General features: G+C 43.1%; 23 protein-coding genes. 18 read left to right on the forward strand and 5 right to left on the reverse strand.

Going from position 1 to position 14,655, the window contains the following annotated elements; translation table 11 throughout:
• Nucleotides 1-207 precede the first annotated feature (207 nt).
• From yihA to FTU77_RS13005, 5 genes are all read right to left on the reverse strand, one after another.
• Entirely contained in the window at nt 208-1,068 is an 861-nt protein-coding gene (yihA, locus tag FTU77_RS12985; RefSeq protein ID WP_180010522.1) for a ribosome biogenesis GTP-binding protein YihA/YsxC, read from the reverse strand.
• A gap of 85 nt (nt 1,069-1,153) precedes the next feature.
• Nucleotides 1,154-1,597 carry an Rrf2 family transcriptional regulator gene (locus FTU77_RS12990; protein WP_078192461.1) on the reverse strand — a complete coding sequence of 148 codons (444 nt, stop codon included), beginning with the start codon at nt 1,595-1,597 and terminating at the stop codon, nt 1,154-1,156.
• Nucleotides 1,598-1,683: 86 nt separating this feature from the next.
• Entirely contained in the window at nt 1,684-2,892 is a 1,209-nt protein-coding gene (gene hmpA / locus FTU77_RS12995; protein ID WP_078192460.1) for an NO-inducible flavohemoprotein, read from the reverse strand.
• Nucleotides 2,893-3,042: 150 nt separating this feature from the next.
• Nucleotides 3,043-4,626 (reverse strand): helicase HerA-like domain-containing protein, encoded by a 1,584-nt coding sequence (locus FTU77_RS13000; protein WP_180055984.1) that lies wholly within the window; start codon nt 4,624-4,626, stop codon nt 3,043-3,045.
• 14 nt (nt 4,627-4,640) lie between these two features.
• Nucleotides 4,641-5,843 (reverse strand): PLP-dependent transferase, encoded by a 1,203-nt coding sequence (locus FTU77_RS13005; RefSeq protein WP_180021614.1) that lies wholly within the window; start codon nt 5,841-5,843, stop codon nt 4,641-4,643.
• A 158-nt stretch (nt 5,844-6,001) separates the two neighbouring features.
• Between FTU77_RS13005 and FTU77_RS13010 the strand changes: the two genes are divergently transcribed.
• The 18 genes from FTU77_RS13010 (at nt 6,002) to rplF (ending at nt 14,646) form a co-directional block, all read left to right on the forward strand.
• On the forward strand, nt 6,002-6,739 hold the full coding sequence (locus FTU77_RS13010; RefSeq protein WP_078189281.1) for a type 1 glutamine amidotransferase: 738 nt from the start codon (nt 6,002-6,004) through the stop codon (nt 6,737-6,739).
• Nucleotides 6,740-7,007: 268 nt separating this feature from the next.
• A complete protein-coding gene (gene rpsJ, locus FTU77_RS13015; protein WP_000070912.1) occupies nt 7,008-7,319 on the forward strand; it encodes a 30S ribosomal protein S10 in 312 nt (103 codons plus the stop codon).
• 59 nt (nt 7,320-7,378) lie between these two features.
• On the forward strand, nt 7,379-8,017 hold the full coding sequence (rplC, locus tag FTU77_RS13020; protein ID WP_078189280.1) for a 50S ribosomal protein L3: 639 nt from the start codon (nt 7,379-7,381) through the stop codon (nt 8,015-8,017).
• 11 nt (nt 8,018-8,028) lie between these two features.
• The gene (gene rplD / locus FTU77_RS13025; protein ID WP_078189279.1) at nt 8,029-8,631 is read left to right on the forward strand and encodes a 50S ribosomal protein L4; all 603 of its coding nucleotides are present in this window, start codon (nt 8,029-8,031) and stop codon (nt 8,629-8,631) included.
• Entirely contained in the window at nt 8,628-8,948 is a 321-nt protein-coding gene (gene rplW / locus FTU77_RS13030; RefSeq protein ID WP_005012992.1) for a 50S ribosomal protein L23, read from the forward strand. The genes rplD and rplW overlap by 4 nt, the downstream gene beginning before the upstream one ends.
• 11 nt (nt 8,949-8,959) lie before the next feature.
• Nucleotides 8,960-9,784: a 50S ribosomal protein L2 gene (gene rplB, locus FTU77_RS13035; protein ID WP_078189278.1), complete on the forward strand. Its 825-nt coding sequence runs from the start codon at nt 8,960-8,962 to the stop codon at nt 9,782-9,784.
• A gap of 19 nt (nt 9,785-9,803) precedes the next feature.
• Nucleotides 9,804-10,079, forward strand: coding sequence for a 30S ribosomal protein S19 (gene rpsS, locus FTU77_RS13040; RefSeq protein WP_004281508.1), 276 nt, complete (start codon nt 9,804-9,806; stop codon nt 10,077-10,079).
• 11 nt (nt 10,080-10,090) lie between these two features.
• Nucleotides 10,091-10,420 (forward strand): 50S ribosomal protein L22, encoded by a 330-nt coding sequence (gene rplV / locus FTU77_RS13045; protein WP_035265103.1) that lies wholly within the window; start codon nt 10,091-10,093, stop codon nt 10,418-10,420.
• Nucleotide 10,421: 1 nt separating this feature from the next.
• Nucleotides 10,422-11,174: a 30S ribosomal protein S3 gene (rpsC, locus tag FTU77_RS13050; RefSeq protein WP_078189277.1), complete on the forward strand. Its 753-nt coding sequence runs from the start codon at nt 10,422-10,424 to the stop codon at nt 11,172-11,174.
• Between the two features lie 3 nt (nt 11,175-11,177).
• A complete protein-coding gene (gene rplP, locus FTU77_RS13055) occupies nt 11,178-11,591 on the forward strand; it encodes a 50S ribosomal protein L16 (RefSeq protein ID WP_068909575.1) in 414 nt (137 codons plus the stop codon).
• On the forward strand, nt 11,591-11,788 hold the full coding sequence (gene rpmC, locus FTU77_RS13060; protein WP_005012982.1) for a 50S ribosomal protein L29: 198 nt from the start codon (nt 11,591-11,593) through the stop codon (nt 11,786-11,788). The genes rplP and rpmC overlap by 1 nt, the downstream gene beginning before the upstream one ends.
• On the forward strand, nt 11,785-12,039 hold the full coding sequence (gene rpsQ / locus FTU77_RS13065; protein ID WP_180055985.1) for a 30S ribosomal protein S17: 255 nt from the start codon (nt 11,785-11,787) through the stop codon (nt 12,037-12,039). The genes rpmC and rpsQ overlap by 4 nt, the downstream gene beginning before the upstream one ends.
• A gap of 89 nt (nt 12,040-12,128) precedes the next feature.
• Entirely contained in the window at nt 12,129-12,497 is a 369-nt protein-coding gene (gene rplN, locus FTU77_RS13070; protein ID WP_005012978.1) for a 50S ribosomal protein L14, read from the forward strand.
• Nucleotides 12,498-12,506: 9 nt separating this feature from the next.
• Nucleotides 12,507-12,824 (forward strand): 50S ribosomal protein L24, encoded by a 318-nt coding sequence (gene rplX, locus FTU77_RS13075; RefSeq protein WP_078189274.1) that lies wholly within the window; start codon nt 12,507-12,509, stop codon nt 12,822-12,824.
• 15 nt (nt 12,825-12,839) lie between these two features.
• On the forward strand, nt 12,840-13,376 hold the full coding sequence (rplE, locus tag FTU77_RS13080) for a 50S ribosomal protein L5 (protein ID WP_067762907.1): 537 nt from the start codon (nt 12,840-12,842) through the stop codon (nt 13,374-13,376).
• A gap of 9 nt (nt 13,377-13,385) precedes the next feature.
• A complete protein-coding gene (gene rpsN, locus FTU77_RS13085; protein ID WP_067762906.1) occupies nt 13,386-13,691 on the forward strand; it encodes a 30S ribosomal protein S14 in 306 nt (101 codons plus the stop codon).
• A 12-nt stretch (nt 13,692-13,703) separates the two neighbouring features.
• Nucleotides 13,704-14,099, forward strand: a complete 396-nt coding sequence (gene rpsH, locus FTU77_RS13090) for a 30S ribosomal protein S8 (RefSeq protein WP_078189273.1) — start codon at nt 13,704-13,706, stop codon at nt 14,097-14,099.
• Nucleotides 14,100-14,112: 13 nt separating this feature from the next.
• Nucleotides 14,113-14,646, forward strand: a complete 534-nt coding sequence (gene rplF / locus FTU77_RS13095) for a 50S ribosomal protein L6 (RefSeq protein ID WP_078189272.1) — start codon at nt 14,113-14,115, stop codon at nt 14,644-14,646.
• Nucleotides 14,647-14,655 lie beyond the last annotated feature (9 nt).

The raw sequence follows: 14,655 nt of genomic DNA on the forward strand, positions 1-14,655 counted from the left end.
AGCAAGTAACTTGGACCAGTGTTGATCATTTAGCATTGTTCGAGGCATAGCGAGTGTAAAATTGGGTTTGGCGATTTAATTTTACTATCTCGCTATTTTTTTAATCAACAAATGTCAACAGACCCTAGCAATACAGGACATTTCATTATCTTCAGATGATACTTTTTGTCAGACAATCATCCTTGCGCTGACTTTAAAATTACTGGATTAGTGGTCTGAATTTTTGCCTTCAGCTTGGGGTAAATCTTCAGATGTAGTGTCGACGTCATCGAATGCTTCCGCATCTGCATCGATTTCAATATCATCTTCCGATGCTTCAGGAATGCTATCAAGATCAAACTCTGTGGATTGTTCTAGAGTGAAGTTAAGACGACCCGCCATGACACTCGCTAACTCTTCTAAACCTTGTTTATTCAATGATGAGAACAATTGGATAGAGAAGTTTAGCTTCATTTTTTTCAATGCTGCTTTCACTTCTTGTAGTGCTTTAGAGGCTGGGCCACGGTTTAATTTATCTGATTTGGTCAGTAGTACATGCACGAACAATTTACGTGAATGTGCCCATTCCAACATCATGACATCAAAGTGTTGTAGTGGATGACGGATATCCATCAGCAGCACAAGACCTTGTAAACTTTCACGGTGTATCAGGTAGTTTTCTAACTCTTTTTGCCACACGATTTTCATCGCTTCAGGTACAGCGGCATAGCCATAACCCGGTAAGTCGACCAAACGTTGATCAGGATTTCCTAAACTGAAAAAGTTGATCATTTGGGTACGACCCGGTTTTTTCGACGCACGAGCCAATTGTTTTTGGTTGGTGAGCGCATTAATGGCACTCGACTTACCCGCATTGGAGCGGCCAGCAAAGGCAATTTCATAGCCGGTATCTTCAACGCAGAGGTTGAGTTTAGGCGCACTCATTAAGAACTCAGCTTTGCGTAGCCAGTTGAGCGAGCGCACAGCATATTCAGTAATCGCAGAGTCTACTTTTTTCTCGTAAGTAATCTTTTGCTTCGGCGCATTGGCCGCTTTACTGTTTCGTGATTTTCCTCTGTGCTGATGCATAACCCAACTTCAATAACTGATTTAACAACACGCATTATAAAGGAAGTCGGGCAGGCAAGCGAATTTTGTCGCAGGCAAAGTGAAATTAGAGATTGATCATTTGAATTGGAGATTGTGTTGTAAATTTAGATGCGCTGCTTGGTTGCAAGACATCGGCAAGTTTGTACTGATCGAGACTTTGATAAAACTGTTCTAAAGCTTGGTCTAAAATGCTTTTTAAACCACACTGACTGCGCAGTACGCAGGGTGGGTCATTGCATTCAACAATCTGGTGATTACCTTGCAAAATCCGTACGATTTGACCGAGCTGAGCCTCAAGTGCTTCAGGGTTAAGGCGGATGCCGCCACCTTTGCCGCGGCTGGTGATTAACCAGTTTTGCTTTGCCATAAAATGCACAATTTTCACCAAGTGATTACGCGAAACGTGCAGGTCTTCTGCAATTTCAGCAATGTTATAAGGCACATCACGAGGACGTGCGATATAGAGCAAAATGCGTAATGCATAATCGGTGAATTTATTGAGTTGCATGATAATACTGTGAGTCTGAGAGAAATAAATAAGGGCTAGTCTAGCATAACTAAACTAACCCTTTGTATTTCAGGTGAATAGCTTAGTTAGTGTTTTACACCACCAGTGCCGAAAGCTTCGCTGTGAATATTGCTAGCAGGAATACCACGAGCAATTAAAGCTTTCTGTTGTTCAGCCATAAATGGCATTGGACCGCAAAGGTAATAATCCGCATTGATCGGTAACAGTGCAGTATCCATGCTGCCTAAGTCTAGACGACCAGCAGCATCATAATCTTCACCTAACTTATCATTAGCATGAGGGAACTCATACGCTGTAAAGGTGCTAAGACGTGGGTATTTTGCTTCCAAATCCTGAATGTGTTTATGCATTGCATGCACTTGTTTGCTACGGCAGGCATGGATAAATGTTACAGGTTGTGGCATGTCTAAAGTCACCAACTGATTTAGCATCGCAATCATTGGTGTTAGACCTACACCACCACTGATAAAGACATTGCGTTTTTGTGAATCAATCAGGAAGAAATTACCTGTTGGTGCAGACACTTCGATTTCTGAACCGATCTCCAAGCCATGCAGTGTATTCGATACCCAACCTGGAACCAAGTCACCTTTCTGATCTTCACGTTTTACAGAGATACGTAAGTAGTTGTCTTGCGGGCTGGTCGACAGTGTATATTGACGTGGCTGTTTTAGACCCAGCTCATCGACCAATACACGTACAGAGATGTACTGACCTGCTTCATATTTTGGTAAATCACCACCATCAGAAGGCTCAAGGTAGAATGAGGTGATTTCATCACTTTCAGCCACTTTTTTCGCGATTTTGAAATTACGCCAACCTAACCAACTGCCTTTAGTTTGCTGATGTTGCTCATAAATCGCTTTTTCAGTGCTGATAAACAAGTCTGCCAATTGTCCATATGCTGCTGCCCAAGCGGCAATCAGTGGATCTTCCATTGAAATGCTTAATACTTCACTGATCGAGTGCAGCAAATTTTCGCCGACAATATTATAGTCTGGCGCTTGAATGTTAAGACTCACATGTTTATGCGCAATTAATTCTACAACTGGTAAAAGTACAGATGGGTCCTCAATATTTTCAGCATAAGCCAATACAGCACCCGCCAAGGCTTGTGCCTGAGCACCGCTGCGCTGATGTCCCATGTTAAAGGTTTCTTTGAGGTCAGGGTTATTGCCCAACATACGATTATAGAAGTAACCAGTCAGCGCGACACCATTTTCACGTAGAACAGGAACAGTAGCTTTTACTAGGTCAATTTGCTGCGGAGTCATAGCTGATCTCTCATGGCTGTTATTTATAAGATGTATTTAAAATACATTTTTAAATACATCCGCGCAATACATGTTTTAGTAAAAACCATAAAAAAATTATGGAATATAAAAAGATTCCATAAATTTGTACTTTTTAATTGGGCTTTTAGATTATTTCTTGCCGAAGATAGAACCTAAGAGGCCACGGATAATTTTCTGACCTGTCGACCCACCCAAGCTGCGTGCTGCACTTTTTGCAAAAGTTCCTACAGTGTCTTGAATCAGTTTTTCACGTTGTTTGGCTGAGCGCTCAGCTTCTTTTTGTTGTTCGCGTGTAAGGCGTTCTTGTTCACGCGCTTGCTGTTTAGCGAGTGCATCTGCTTCCTTGGCTTGTTGTTTGGCCAACGCTTCTTGTTCTTTGGCTTCTATTTTATCTTGTTCCGCTTGGACGGCTTGTTGTTGGCGCTCCGCCACTTTATTTTGTAAAAGTTCATAGGCACTTTCACGATCTGCTTCGGTGTCATACACACCTGCGACAACGCTATTTGCCATCAGAGCTTTGCGTTCTTCTACAGCAATTGGGCTAAATGAAGAGTAGGGTGGCATCACCCAAGCACGTTCAACAATTTGAGGTGTGCCTTGTTCATCTAGACAGCTAATCAGTGCTTCACCTACAGCCAGTTCCGTAATCACTTGATCGACTTTAAACGCAGGATTGGCTCGGAAAGTATCTGCTGCGGTTTTTACGGCTTTCTGATCTTTTGGGGTAAATGCACGTAGCGCATGCTGAACGCGGTTACCTAGTTGTCCTAAAACACTCTCGGGTAGGTCAAGTGGATTTTGCGTTACAAAGTAAATGCCGACACCTTTAGAGCGAATTAGACGAACCACTTGTTCAATCTTTTCTTGTAAAGCAGGGCTGGCATTATCAAACAATAAATGCGCTTCATCGAAGAAGAACACCAGTTTGGGTTTATCCATATCTCCAACTTCAGGCAATTGTTCAAACAGTTCTGACAGCATCCAAAGTAAGAAGGTCGCATAGAGCTTAGGGGTATTCATTAACTTGTCAGCGGTAAGCAGGTTGATGTTGCCACGACCTTGTGCATCCGTTTGAATGAAATCCATGATATTGAGCGCAGGCTCACCAAAGAACTTGTCACCACCTTGATCAGCCAATGCGAGCAAATTACGTTGAATTGCACCTAAGCTTGCAGGCGATAAATTGCCATATTCATTTTTAAATTCTGCTGCATGTTCACTGACGTAGCTAATCATGGCTTTTAAGTCTTTAAAGTCGATGAGCAATAAGCCCTGATCATCAGCAATACGAAAGACCGCAGATAACACACCTTCTTGCGTGTCATTTAAGTTGAGGATTCGGGCAAGGAGCAGTGGGCCAATTTCAGAAATGGTAGTGCGAATGGGATGACCTTGTTCACCAAACAAATCCCAAAACACCACAGGGGAGGCAGCAAAAGGAATGCTCTCGATATTTAAACTTTTAATTCGTTCGTCAAACTTAGGATTGCTTTCACCTGCTTTGGCAAGGCTAGAAACATCCCCTTTGGCATCAGCTAAAAATACGGGTACACCCAGCCGAGAAAAACTTTCTGCCAACACCTTCAACGTCACCGTCTTACCAGTACCTGTGGCCCCAGCAATCAAACCATGGCGGTTTGCAAATTGTGAATGAAGCACCACATCTTGTGTGGTGTCTTGTGTTTTTTTGCCAATAACAATTGGTGTACCCATAGATGTTCCTGTATTTATTCGAGTTGCTGTTTATTTAAATGTTGTAGTGCGTTTTCTATATCTTGTATTAAATCTGCAGGATGTTCTAGTCCTATACAAAAGCGAACCAGTAAGCCGGCTTGAATGTGTGAATGTTCGAGTACACGCATATCTTTTAAGTTATATAGCATGACTAAACTGACTGGGCCACCCCAGCTAAAACCAAGCTTAAAGAGTTTCAGCGCATCGCAAAAGCGGCGTACATCTTGCAAGCTATATTTTTCATTAAATACCACGCTGACCAAGCCGGCACTGTGTTGTTCTGTACAAATTTCTTTCCAATGCTGATGTCCTGCGGAAGCTTCATCAGCAGGATGTAAAACCTGTACAAAGGCTGGCTGCTGTTTTAGCCAATTTAATAAAGTTAAAGCACTTTGTGACTGGTGTTCATAGCGCAGGCGCATTGAAGCCAGGCTGCGTTGTACTTGTGCTGCATCATCACCAGAGATGCTAATGCCTTGAATGGCGTGGGCACGAAACAGTTTGTGATGAAGCTTTTTATCTCGTGTAATTACCGAACCCATCAAAATATCCCCGCCGCCACTTGGGTATTTGGTCAAGGCATGTACACTGATATCGACACTCAGATGCTCAGCACTGAAATCAAAAGCATTAAAGGCAAGTCCTGCTCCCCAAGTATTGTCCAGTGCAGTGAGAATGTTATGGGCTTGGGCTTTTTTGACCAAGCCGACTAAATCTGGAAACTCTAAAGTGACAGATCCAGCAGCTTCTAACCAAATAAGCTTGGCTTGCGCTGAAGGTGTGAATGAGTTGACATCAATCGGGTTATAAACCTTGACCACGATACCGTAGCGGGTTTCTAGGTTGCGTAGATGTTCCATATTTGGGCCATAGATATTATCTGCGACCCACACTTCATCCCCTTGACTTAAAAAACATGAATTGACCAAATTAATTGCAGACAAACCGCTTGGTGCAAGTAAGTGATACAAGCCTCCTTCAATCTGAGCAAGCTGATCGCCTAGGGTAAATGTCGTGGGGGTACCATGCGTGCCATAGCTATAGTCATAATCATCGGTCCAATGGCGATTAAATAGCGCATCTGTATTTTCGAAAATTATAGTGGATGCACGAAACAGGGGAGGTTGAACACTATTGATGTATTGCGGTGCCATTCTTGGTGCATGAATGAGTTCAGTTTGAGGATTCTTTTTCACGTGGCGCTCTGAAATGATCAAAATAATAATGAATGTTCAAAAGAATACGACTAAAAGGCATGGATTTACGATGCTTTTGTATAGAAAATTAAGTGAAAAGCAAAGTTGGCTTCATTCTTGCAAAACCGATATCAGAGCAACAACAATAGGTTTAGCGCATGAAGTCGCATTTAAAAGTACATTATTTTCAGCATATTGCTGGCGAAGGGTTCGGCAGTTGTTATGAATTTTTAAAACAGCATCAGGCCAAAATTACGGCCACAGAATTCTTTGCATTACCGGTCGATCAAGCCTTGGATCTCGAGGCTTTGCCGCATGTTGAAGATGTCGATTTACTTATCATTATGGGTGGGACCATGAGTGTAAATGATGAGGCAAATTTCCCATGGTTAAAAATAGAAAAACGGTGGCTGCGACGCTATTTAGCACTCGGTAAACCCGCAATTGGGCTTTGTTTAGGTGGGCAATTGATTGCCAATGCCTTGGGTGGTGCGGTGAGTCGAAATGCACAACAAGAATTGGGTTGGACGACCATCCGTAAGGTCGCTAACGTACCGCATGACTGTTTCAAACTACCTGAAGAGTTTAAAGTCATGCAGTGGCACAGTGAAACATTTGAAATTCCGAAAGGAGCGGTATTACTGGCAGAAAATGATGCATGTCGTAATCAAATGTATCAAATCGGGCAAAATGTTTTGGGCTTCCAATTTCATCCTGAAATTACCCCGGAAGTACTCGATTTATTTTTGGAAAATGATGAAGAAGTGGCATTTTTTTCAGGAACACATGTACAGCCAGTACATGATCTACGGAAAAGCGCAAAAAACAAATTTATTGAGGGAAATCAAATACTAAACCAAGCAATAGAGTATGTATTAAGAAAAAATGCCTATTGATTAAAAGTTAAGCAATTGATCTTGCATAAAAAATGAAAAATATAAGAAAAACAGCAAAAGACATTTGCTTATGCATTAAACAATAGCTATAATGGGCGACCCTTTGATGAAGGGGGTTAGCTACGAATAAAGTAGTTAACATCGTGACAGTCGCGGCATCGATCGTGACCTTAGTGATATTTCACTGCTCTTGACACTTGCCTCTTTTAAAGTGGGGTGAGATGCGTCAAGGGTGATTCTTTATATATTTGGCTTGGAGTTAACTGGTATGTCTAACCAGAGAATTCGTATCCGTCTTAAGTCTTTTGATCACCGTCTAATTGATCAATCAGCTCAAGAAATCGTAGAAACAGCAAAACGTACTGGCGCACAAGTTTGTGGTCCAATCCCGATGCCTACACGTATCGAACGTTTTAACGTTTTAACATCACCACACGTTAACAAAGATGCGCGTGACCAATACGAGATCCGCACTTACAAACGTTTGATCGACATCGTTCAACCTACAGATAAAACTGTTGATGCATTGATGAAGTTAGATCTTGCAGCTGGTGTTGATGTTCAGATCGCTTTGGGTTAAGGCTTTCGGTTAATTAACGCTCTAAGTTAATTAGGCCGCTTTTTTAGAGGTTTATGCACATGGCTATTGGTTTAGTCGGTCGCAAGTGCGGTATGACACGTATCTTTACAGATGCTGGTGTTTCTGTACCTGTAACAGTGATTGAGGTTGATCCTAACCGCATCACACAAATCAAAACGCTTGAAACTGATGGTTATCAAGCGATTCAAATCACTACTGGTGAACGTCGCGAATCTCGCGTAACTAACGCTCAGAAAGGTCACTTCGCTAAAGCGGGTGTAGCTGCTGGTCGTCTAGTTCAAGAATTCCGCGCTACAGAAGCTGATCTTGAAGGTCGTGAAGTTGGCGGAACTATCGGTGTAGATGTGTTCACAGTGGGTCAAATTGTTGACGTTACTGGTACATCTAAAGGTAAAGGTTTCCAAGGTGGTGTTAAGCGTTGGAACTTCCGTACTCAAGACGCTACACATGGTAACTCTGTATCTCACCGTGTTATCGGTTCTACAGGTCAAAACCAGACTCCTGGTCGCGTGTTCAAAGGCAAAAAAATGCCTGGTCACTTAGGTGCTGAACGTGTAACTACACAGGGTCTTGAAATCGTTGCTATCGACGCAGAACGTTCAGTTCTAGTTGTTAAAGGTGCGGTTCCTGGTGCTACTGGTGGCGACGTTACTGTTCGTCCTACTATCAAGGCCTGAGGGGAAATAACGTGAATTTAAATACTGTTTCCGGCTCTGCTGTTGAGTTATCTGAAGTTGCGTTTGGTCGTGATTTTAACGAAGCTCTTGTACACCAAGTTGTTACAGCTTACTTAGCTGGTGGTCGTCAAGGTTCTAAAGCGCAAAAATCACGTGCTGACGTTTCTGGCGGTGGTAAAAAACCTTTCCGTCAAAAAGGTACTGGCCGCGCTCGTGCTGGTTCTATTCGTAGCCCAATCTGGGTTGGCGGTGGTAAAACTTTTGCTGCTCGTCCACAAGACTGGTCTCAAAAAGTAAACCGTAAAATGTATCGCGGTGCTATGCAATGCATCCTGGCTGAGCTTGTTCGTCAAGATCGCCTTGTTTTAGTTGAAGAGATTGCTGTTGCAGCTCCAAAAACTAAAGAATTGCTTGCAAAACTTAACGACTTGAATGCACCTCGTGCATTAATCGTTACAGATGCTGTTGATGAGAACTTGTATCTTGCTGCTCGCAACATTCCACACGTTGATGTGGTTGATGCTGCTGCAATCGATCCTGTTAGCTTGATCGCGTTCGATAAAGTTGTTATGTCTGTTGCTGCTGCTAAGAAAATTGAGGTAGAACTCGGATGAACAACGAACGTATCTATCAAGTCCTACAAGGACCTGTATTCTCAGAAAAAGCACAAGTTTTAGGCGAAACTGCTGGTGTTCAAGTGTTCAAAGTTGCACTAGATGCAAACAAACTTGAAATCAAAAAAGCTGTTGAGCAACTATTTGGTGTTCAAGTTGTTAAAGTTAACACAACGATCACTAAAGGTAAGACTAAACGCTTTGGTAAAACATTAGGACGTCGTTCTGATGTTAAAAAAGCATACGTCACCCTGAAAGCTGGCCAAGATGTTGAAATGGCTGACTTGGGCGATACCGCTGAAAACGCAGCGGAATAAGGACGAAAATTATGCCGATTCAAAAATGTAAGCCAACGTCTCCAGGACGTCGCTTTGTAGAGAAAGTGGTTCATAACCACCTTCACAAAGGCGCGCCATATGCTCCGTTGGTTGAAGCTAAAAAACGTACTGGCGGTCGTAATAACAACGGTCACATTACAACTCGTCACGTTGGTGGTGGTCATAAACAGCACTACCGTATCGTAGACTTCAAACGTAACAAAGACAGCATCCCTGCTGTAGTTGAGCGTATTGAATACGATCCAAACCGTACAGCTCATATTGCTTTATTGAAATATGCTGACGGTGAACGTCGCTATATTATTGCACCTAAAGGCCTTCGCGCTGGTGATCAAGTTCAATCTGGTAACGATGCTCCAATCCGTCCAGGTAACTGCTTGCCACTTCGCAACATGCCTATCGGTTCTACTCTTCACAACATCGAGCTTAAAATCGGTAAAGGCGCACAATTAGTACGTTCTGCTGGTACATCTGCTCAATTGTTGGGTCGTGACGGTTCTTACGCTATCATTCGTCTTCGTTCAGGCGAAATGCGTAAAGTACACGTTGAATGCCGTGCTGTGTTAGGTGAAGTTTCTAACTCAGAAAGCAACCTTCGTTCACTTGGTAAAGCAGGTGCATCACGCTGGCGTGGCGTTCGTCCTACCGTACGTGGTATGGCGATGAACCCAGTAGACCATCCACATGGTGGTGGTGAAGGACGTAACAAAGGTATTCAACCTGTAAGTCCATGGGGTCAAAAAGCTAAAGGGTACAAAACACGTACCAACAAGCGTACGACTAAGATGATCATTCGCGACCGTCGCGTTAAGTAACAAGTAAAGGAATCTGACAATGCCTCGTTCTCTGAAAAAAGGCCCATTCGTCGATGCGCACTTGTTCGCTAAGGTTGAAGCGGCTATCGCGGCTAATAACCGTAAGCCGATCAAAACTTGGTCGCGTCGTTCGATGATCTTACCGGATTTTGTTGGTCTAACAATTTCTGTACACAATGGCCGTAACCATGTTCCAGTGATCGTATCTGAGCATATGGTTGGTCATAAATTAGGTGAATTCGCGCCAACTCGTACCTATCGTGGTCACGGTGTTGACAAGAAGTCTAAACGTTAATAGGTGCTATGATGGAAGTAACTGCTAAATTACGCGGTGCCGCTATCTCGGCACAAAAAGCACGTTTGGTTGCAGACCTAATTCGCGGCAAATCTGTTGCGCATGCTTTAAATATCTTAAACTTCAGCAACAAAAAAGCTGCAGTTTTAGTTAAAAAAGCATTGGAATCTGCGATTGCAAACGCTGAACACAATAACAGTTTAGATGTAGACGACCTTAAAGTTTCTACGATCTACGTTGATGAAGGCATGAGCCTGAAACGTATTTTGCCACGTGCTAAAGGCCGTGCAGATCGTATTACTAAGCGTACTTGTCACATTACCGTTAAGGTAGGGGTTTGATATGGGTCAGAAGGTTCATCCAATCGGTATCCGCCTAGGTGTTGTGAAACGTCATAACGCTAACTGGTATGCGAATCCGAAACAATATGCTGAATATTTGCTAAAAGATCTTCAAGTTCGTGAGTTTTTAACTAAAAAACTTAAGAATGCGATGGTAAGCAATATTCTTATCGAACGCCCTACAGGCGCAGCTAAAGTAACTATTAGCACTGCACGTCCTGGTATCGTGATCGGTAAAAAAGGCGAAGACATTGAGAAATTACAACGCGAATTAACAGCCATTATGGGTGTTCCTGCGCAAGTAAGTATCAACGAAATCGATCGCCCAGATTTAGACGCTCGTTTAGTTGCTGAAGCAATCGCTTCTCAATTAGAAAAACGTGTAATGTTCCGTCGTGCTATGAAGCGTGCGGTTCAAAACTCTATGCGTGCTGGTGCTAAAGGTATCAAAGTAGAAGTTTCAGGCCGTCTAGGTGGTGCTGAGATTGCTCGTACTGAATGGTATCGTGAAGGTCGTGTACCTCTTCATACTCTTCGTGCTGACATCGACTATGCTACTATGCGTGCTGAGACTACTTACGGTACGATCGGCGTTAAAGTATGGATCTTCCGTGGTGAGATCTTGGGCGGCATGAAACAAGTCATGAACCCAGCTCCAGCTGAAGAACGTCCAGCTAAACGTGGTCGTGGTCGTGGTGAAGGTCAAGAGCGTCGTGGTCGTCGCAATGATCGTTCTGCTGAAAAAGGAGAATAATCCATGTTACAACCTAAACGTACTAAATTCCGTAAAGTGCAAAAAGGCCGTAACACTGGTCTAGCACATCGCGGTAGCTCAGTATCTTTTGGTACTATTGCACTTAAATCAGTTGAACGTGGTCAAATGACCGCACGTCAAATTGAAGCAGCGCGTCGTACAATCAGCCGTCGTATTAAACGTGGTGGTAAGATCTTTATCCGTGTTTTCCCAGACAAACCAATTACTGAAAAACCATTAGAAGTTCGTATGGGTAAAGGTAAAGGTTCTGTGGAATACTGGGTTTGCCAAATCAAACCAGGTAAAGTCTTGTACGAAATTGATGGTGTTAACGAAGAACTTGCTCGCGAAGCGTTTACGCTTGCTGCTGCAAAACTTCCGTTTAAAACCACTATCGTGACTCGGACGGTAATGTAATGAAAACTAATGATCTACGTGAAAAGTCGGTAGAAGAGTTGACAGCTTTGCTTGATGAGCAACAGCTTAACCAATTCCGTCTTCGTATGGCGAAAGCAACTGGTCAATTGGGTAAATCGCACGAAGTTGCGCTTACTCGTAAGACAATTGCTCGTATTAAGACCCTCCTTACCGAAAAACAGGGGAACGGACAATGAGTGAACAAACAGTTCGCACGTTAACCGGTAAAGTAGTTAGCGACAAGATGGACAAGTCTATCGTTGTTCTTATCGAACGCCGCGTTCAACACCCGTTGTATGGCAAATCAATCCGCCGTTCAACTAAATTACATGCTCATGATGAAAATAATGTTGCTAAAGTTGGCGACGTAGTAAGCATCAAAGAAAGCCGCCCAATTTCTAAAACTAAGTCTTGGACTTTAGTTGAAGTTGTTGAAGCTGCTGAGTAATTAAACGTTCTTGCATCATCGGTCAATTTCGAGTACTCTTTGAGCCTTTCGAAATTGCGACCGGTGATGCTCGGTTTTGGAGTAGGGCAATGATTCAAACCGAAAGTATGCTCGACGTAGCAGACAACAGTGGTGCTCGCCGCGTACAATGTATTAAAGTACTTGGTGGTTCACATCGTCGTTATGCTTCTGTTGGCGACATTATTAAAGTTACTGTAAAAGAAGCTATTCCACGTGCACGTGTTAAAAAAGGTGACGTGATGAATGCTGTAGTTGTACGTACAAAATTCGGCATCCGTCGTGCAGATGGTTCAGTTATTCGTTTCGACGATAACGCAGCTGTTATTTTGAACAACAACAAAGCGCCGATTGCAACTCGTATTTTCGGACCAGTGACTCGTGAACTTCGTACTGAACAGTTCATGAAAATTATTTCATTGGCTCCTGAAGTTCTATAAGAGGCACTCATGGCTAAGATTAAAAAGGGCGATCAAGTAATTGTGATCGCAGGTAAAGAAAAAGGCAAACAAGGTACTGTTTTGTCTGTTTCAAATGACCGTGTTAAGGTTGAAGGCCTTAACTTGGTAACGAAGCATCAAAAGCCTAACCGAGCTACTGGCGCTGAAGGCGGCATCGTAACTCAAGAAGCTGAGCTTCATATCTCTAACGTGGCAATTTTTAATGCTACAACCCAAAAGGCTGACCGTGTTGGTTACCAAGTGATTGAAGGCGTGAAAACTCGCGTATTCAAATCTAATGGTGAATCAGTGGCGGTAGCGAAGTAATAGGTTGACTAGGCAATGGCCAGACTTAAAACGCGTTACAACGACGAACTTAAGGCTCAATTAAAAGAAACATTGGGCGTTAAGAATGTGATGGATATTCCTCGCATTACAAAAATCACCATCAACATGGGTGTTGGTGCTGCATCAGCTGACAAGAAATTGTTAGATGGCGCTCTTTCTGATATGCAAGCAATTGCTGGTCAAAAACCAGTACTTACTTTAGCTCGTAAATCTATCGCTGGTTTCAAAATCCGTGATGGTTGGCCGATCGGCTGTAAAGTTACTTTACGCGGCGAACGTATGTACGAATTCTTAGACCGTTTGATCTCTATCGCGATCCCTCGTATCCGTGACTTCCGTGGTTTCTCTGCGAAATCATTCGATGGTCGTGGTAACTACTCAATGGGTCTTAAGGAACAAATCATGTTCCCTGAAATCGATTTTGATAAGATTGATCGTATTCGTGGTATGGACATTACCATCACTACGACTGCTCGCACCGATGACGAAGGCCGTGCGCTTATGCGTGCATTCGGCTTCCCGTTCAAATAAGAGGTCGATATGGCTAAGAAAGGTATGATTAATCGCGAATTGAAACGCGAAGCTACTGTTGCTAAATACGCTGCGAAACGTGCTGAATTAAAAGCAATTATCGCAAACGTTAATGCATCAGACGAAGAACGTTTCGAAGCGATGATGAAATTTCAAGCATTACCACGTAATGCGTCTCCAGTACGTCTACGTAACCGTTGTGGTTTAACTGGTCGTCCTCATGGTTACTTCCGTAAGTTCGGCTTAAGCCGTAACAAATTACGTGAAACAGTAATGCAAGGTGATGTACCGGGCGTTGTTAAGGCAAGCTGGTAAGGAGCACTATAAATGAGTATGCAAGATACCGTTGCCGACATGCTAACACGTGTTCGTAACGCACAAATGGCAAAGAAACAAACTGTTTCTATGCCAAACTCAAAGTTGAAAGTTGCGATTGCTAACGTACTTCAACAAGAAGGTTATATCGCTGATGTAGCTGTTGCTGACAATGAAGGCAAAGCGACTTTAACGATTACTTTAAAATATTTCGAAGGCAAACCAGTTATCGATACTGTGAAACGCGTAAGCCGTCCTGGTCTACGTCAATATCGCGGTAAAGATGCACTTCCTAGCGTTAAGCAAGGTTTAGGTATTGCAATTGTTTCTACAAGCAAAGGCATCATGACTGATCGCGCTGCACGTGCTGCAGGTATCGGTGGTGAAGTTATTGCTTTTGTTTCTTAATAGGTGATTCCTCATGTCTCGTGTGGCTAAAGCCCCAGTAACTGTACCTAACGGTGTTACAGTTACTCAGAACGGCCGGCAGGTCGAAGTGAAAGGCAGCAAAGGTACATTGTCTTTCAACCTGCATGCGCTGGTCGAGCTAAAACAGGAAGACGGTACTCTAGTTATTGCTCCTAAAGCTGAATCTAAAGATGCTTGGATGCAAGCTGGTACTGCTCGCGCTGTGCTTAACAACCTTGTAAAAGGTGTTAACGAAGGTTTCGAACGTAAGTTACAGCTTATCGGTGTTGGTTATAAAGCTGCGGTTAAAGGTAACATTGTTAACCTTAACCTTGGTTTCTCTCACCCGATCGACTACAACCTTCCTGAAGGTGTAACTGCAGAAACTCCTACTGCAACTGAAATTGTACTTAAATCTGCTGATAAAGCTAAATTAGGTCAAGTTGCTGCAGAAATCCGTGGTTACCGTCCGCCAGAGCCTTATAAAGGTAAAGGTGTTCGTTATTCTGACGAAGTTGTACTTCGTAAAGAAGCTAAGAAGAAATAAGGCGCGAGG

It is taken from the genome of Acinetobacter sp. YH12142 (assembly GCF_013418435.1).
GTDB lineage: Bacteria > Pseudomonadota > Gammaproteobacteria > Pseudomonadales > Moraxellaceae > Acinetobacter > Acinetobacter amyesii.

Bases quoted from the DNA above. Each gene is read 5' to 3' on its own strand.
- rplE (WP_067762907.1), top strand. From the start codon at position 12,840: ATGGCCAGACTTAAAACGCGTTACAACGACGAACTTAAGGCTCAATTA.
- rplF (WP_078189272.1), top strand. From the start codon at position 14,113: ATGTCTCGTGTGGCTAAAGCCCCAGTAACTGTACCTAACGGTGTTACA.
- rpsN (WP_067762906.1), top strand. From the start codon at position 13,386: ATGGCTAAGAAAGGTATGATTAATCGCGAATTGAAACGCGAAGCTACT.
- rplB (WP_078189278.1), top strand. From the start codon at position 8,960: ATGCCGATTCAAAAATGTAAGCCAACGTCTCCAGGACGTCGCTTTGTA.
- rplP (WP_068909575.1), top strand. From the start codon at position 11,178: ATGTTACAACCTAAACGTACTAAATTCCGTAAAGTGCAAAAAGGCCGT.
- rpsH (WP_078189273.1), top strand. From the start codon at position 13,704: ATGAGTATGCAAGATACCGTTGCCGACATGCTAACACGTGTTCGTAAC.
- rplX (WP_078189274.1), top strand. From the start codon at position 12,507: ATGGCTAAGATTAAAAAGGGCGATCAAGTAATTGTGATCGCAGGTAAA.
- rpsC (WP_078189277.1), top strand. From the start codon at position 10,422: ATGGGTCAGAAGGTTCATCCAATCGGTATCCGCCTAGGTGTTGTGAAA.
- rpmC (WP_005012982.1), top strand. From the start codon at position 11,591: ATGAAAACTAATGATCTACGTGAAAAGTCGGTAGAAGAGTTGACAGCT.
- yihA (WP_180010522.1), bottom strand. From the start codon at position 1,068: ATGCATCAGCACAGAGGAAAATCACGAAACAGTAAAGCGGCCAATGCG.
- rpsJ (WP_000070912.1), top strand. From the start codon at position 7,008: ATGTCTAACCAGAGAATTCGTATCCGTCTTAAGTCTTTTGATCACCGT.
- rplN (WP_005012978.1), top strand. From the start codon at position 12,129: ATGATTCAAACCGAAAGTATGCTCGACGTAGCAGACAACAGTGGTGCT.
- hmpA (WP_078192460.1), bottom strand. From the start codon at position 2,892: ATGACTCCGCAGCAAATTGACCTAGTAAAAGCTACTGTTCCTGTTCTA.
- rplW (WP_005012992.1), top strand. From the start codon at position 8,628: ATGAACAACGAACGTATCTATCAAGTCCTACAAGGACCTGTATTCTCA.
- FTU77_RS13010 (WP_078189281.1), top strand. From the start codon at position 6,002: ATGAAGTCGCATTTAAAAGTACATTATTTTCAGCATATTGCTGGCGAA.
- FTU77_RS13000 (WP_180055984.1), bottom strand. From the start codon at position 4,626: ATGGGTACACCAATTGTTATTGGCAAAAAAACACAAGACACCACACAA.
- rplC (WP_078189280.1), top strand. From the start codon at position 7,379: ATGGCTATTGGTTTAGTCGGTCGCAAGTGCGGTATGACACGTATCTTT.
- rpsS (WP_004281508.1), top strand. From the start codon at position 9,804: ATGCCTCGTTCTCTGAAAAAAGGCCCATTCGTCGATGCGCACTTGTTC.
- FTU77_RS12990 (WP_078192461.1), bottom strand. From the start codon at position 1,597: ATGCAACTCAATAAATTCACCGATTATGCATTACGCATTTTGCTCTAT.
- rpsQ (WP_180055985.1), top strand. From the start codon at position 11,785: ATGAGTGAACAAACAGTTCGCACGTTAACCGGTAAAGTAGTTAGCGAC.
- rplV (WP_035265103.1), top strand. From the start codon at position 10,091: ATGGAAGTAACTGCTAAATTACGCGGTGCCGCTATCTCGGCACAAAAA.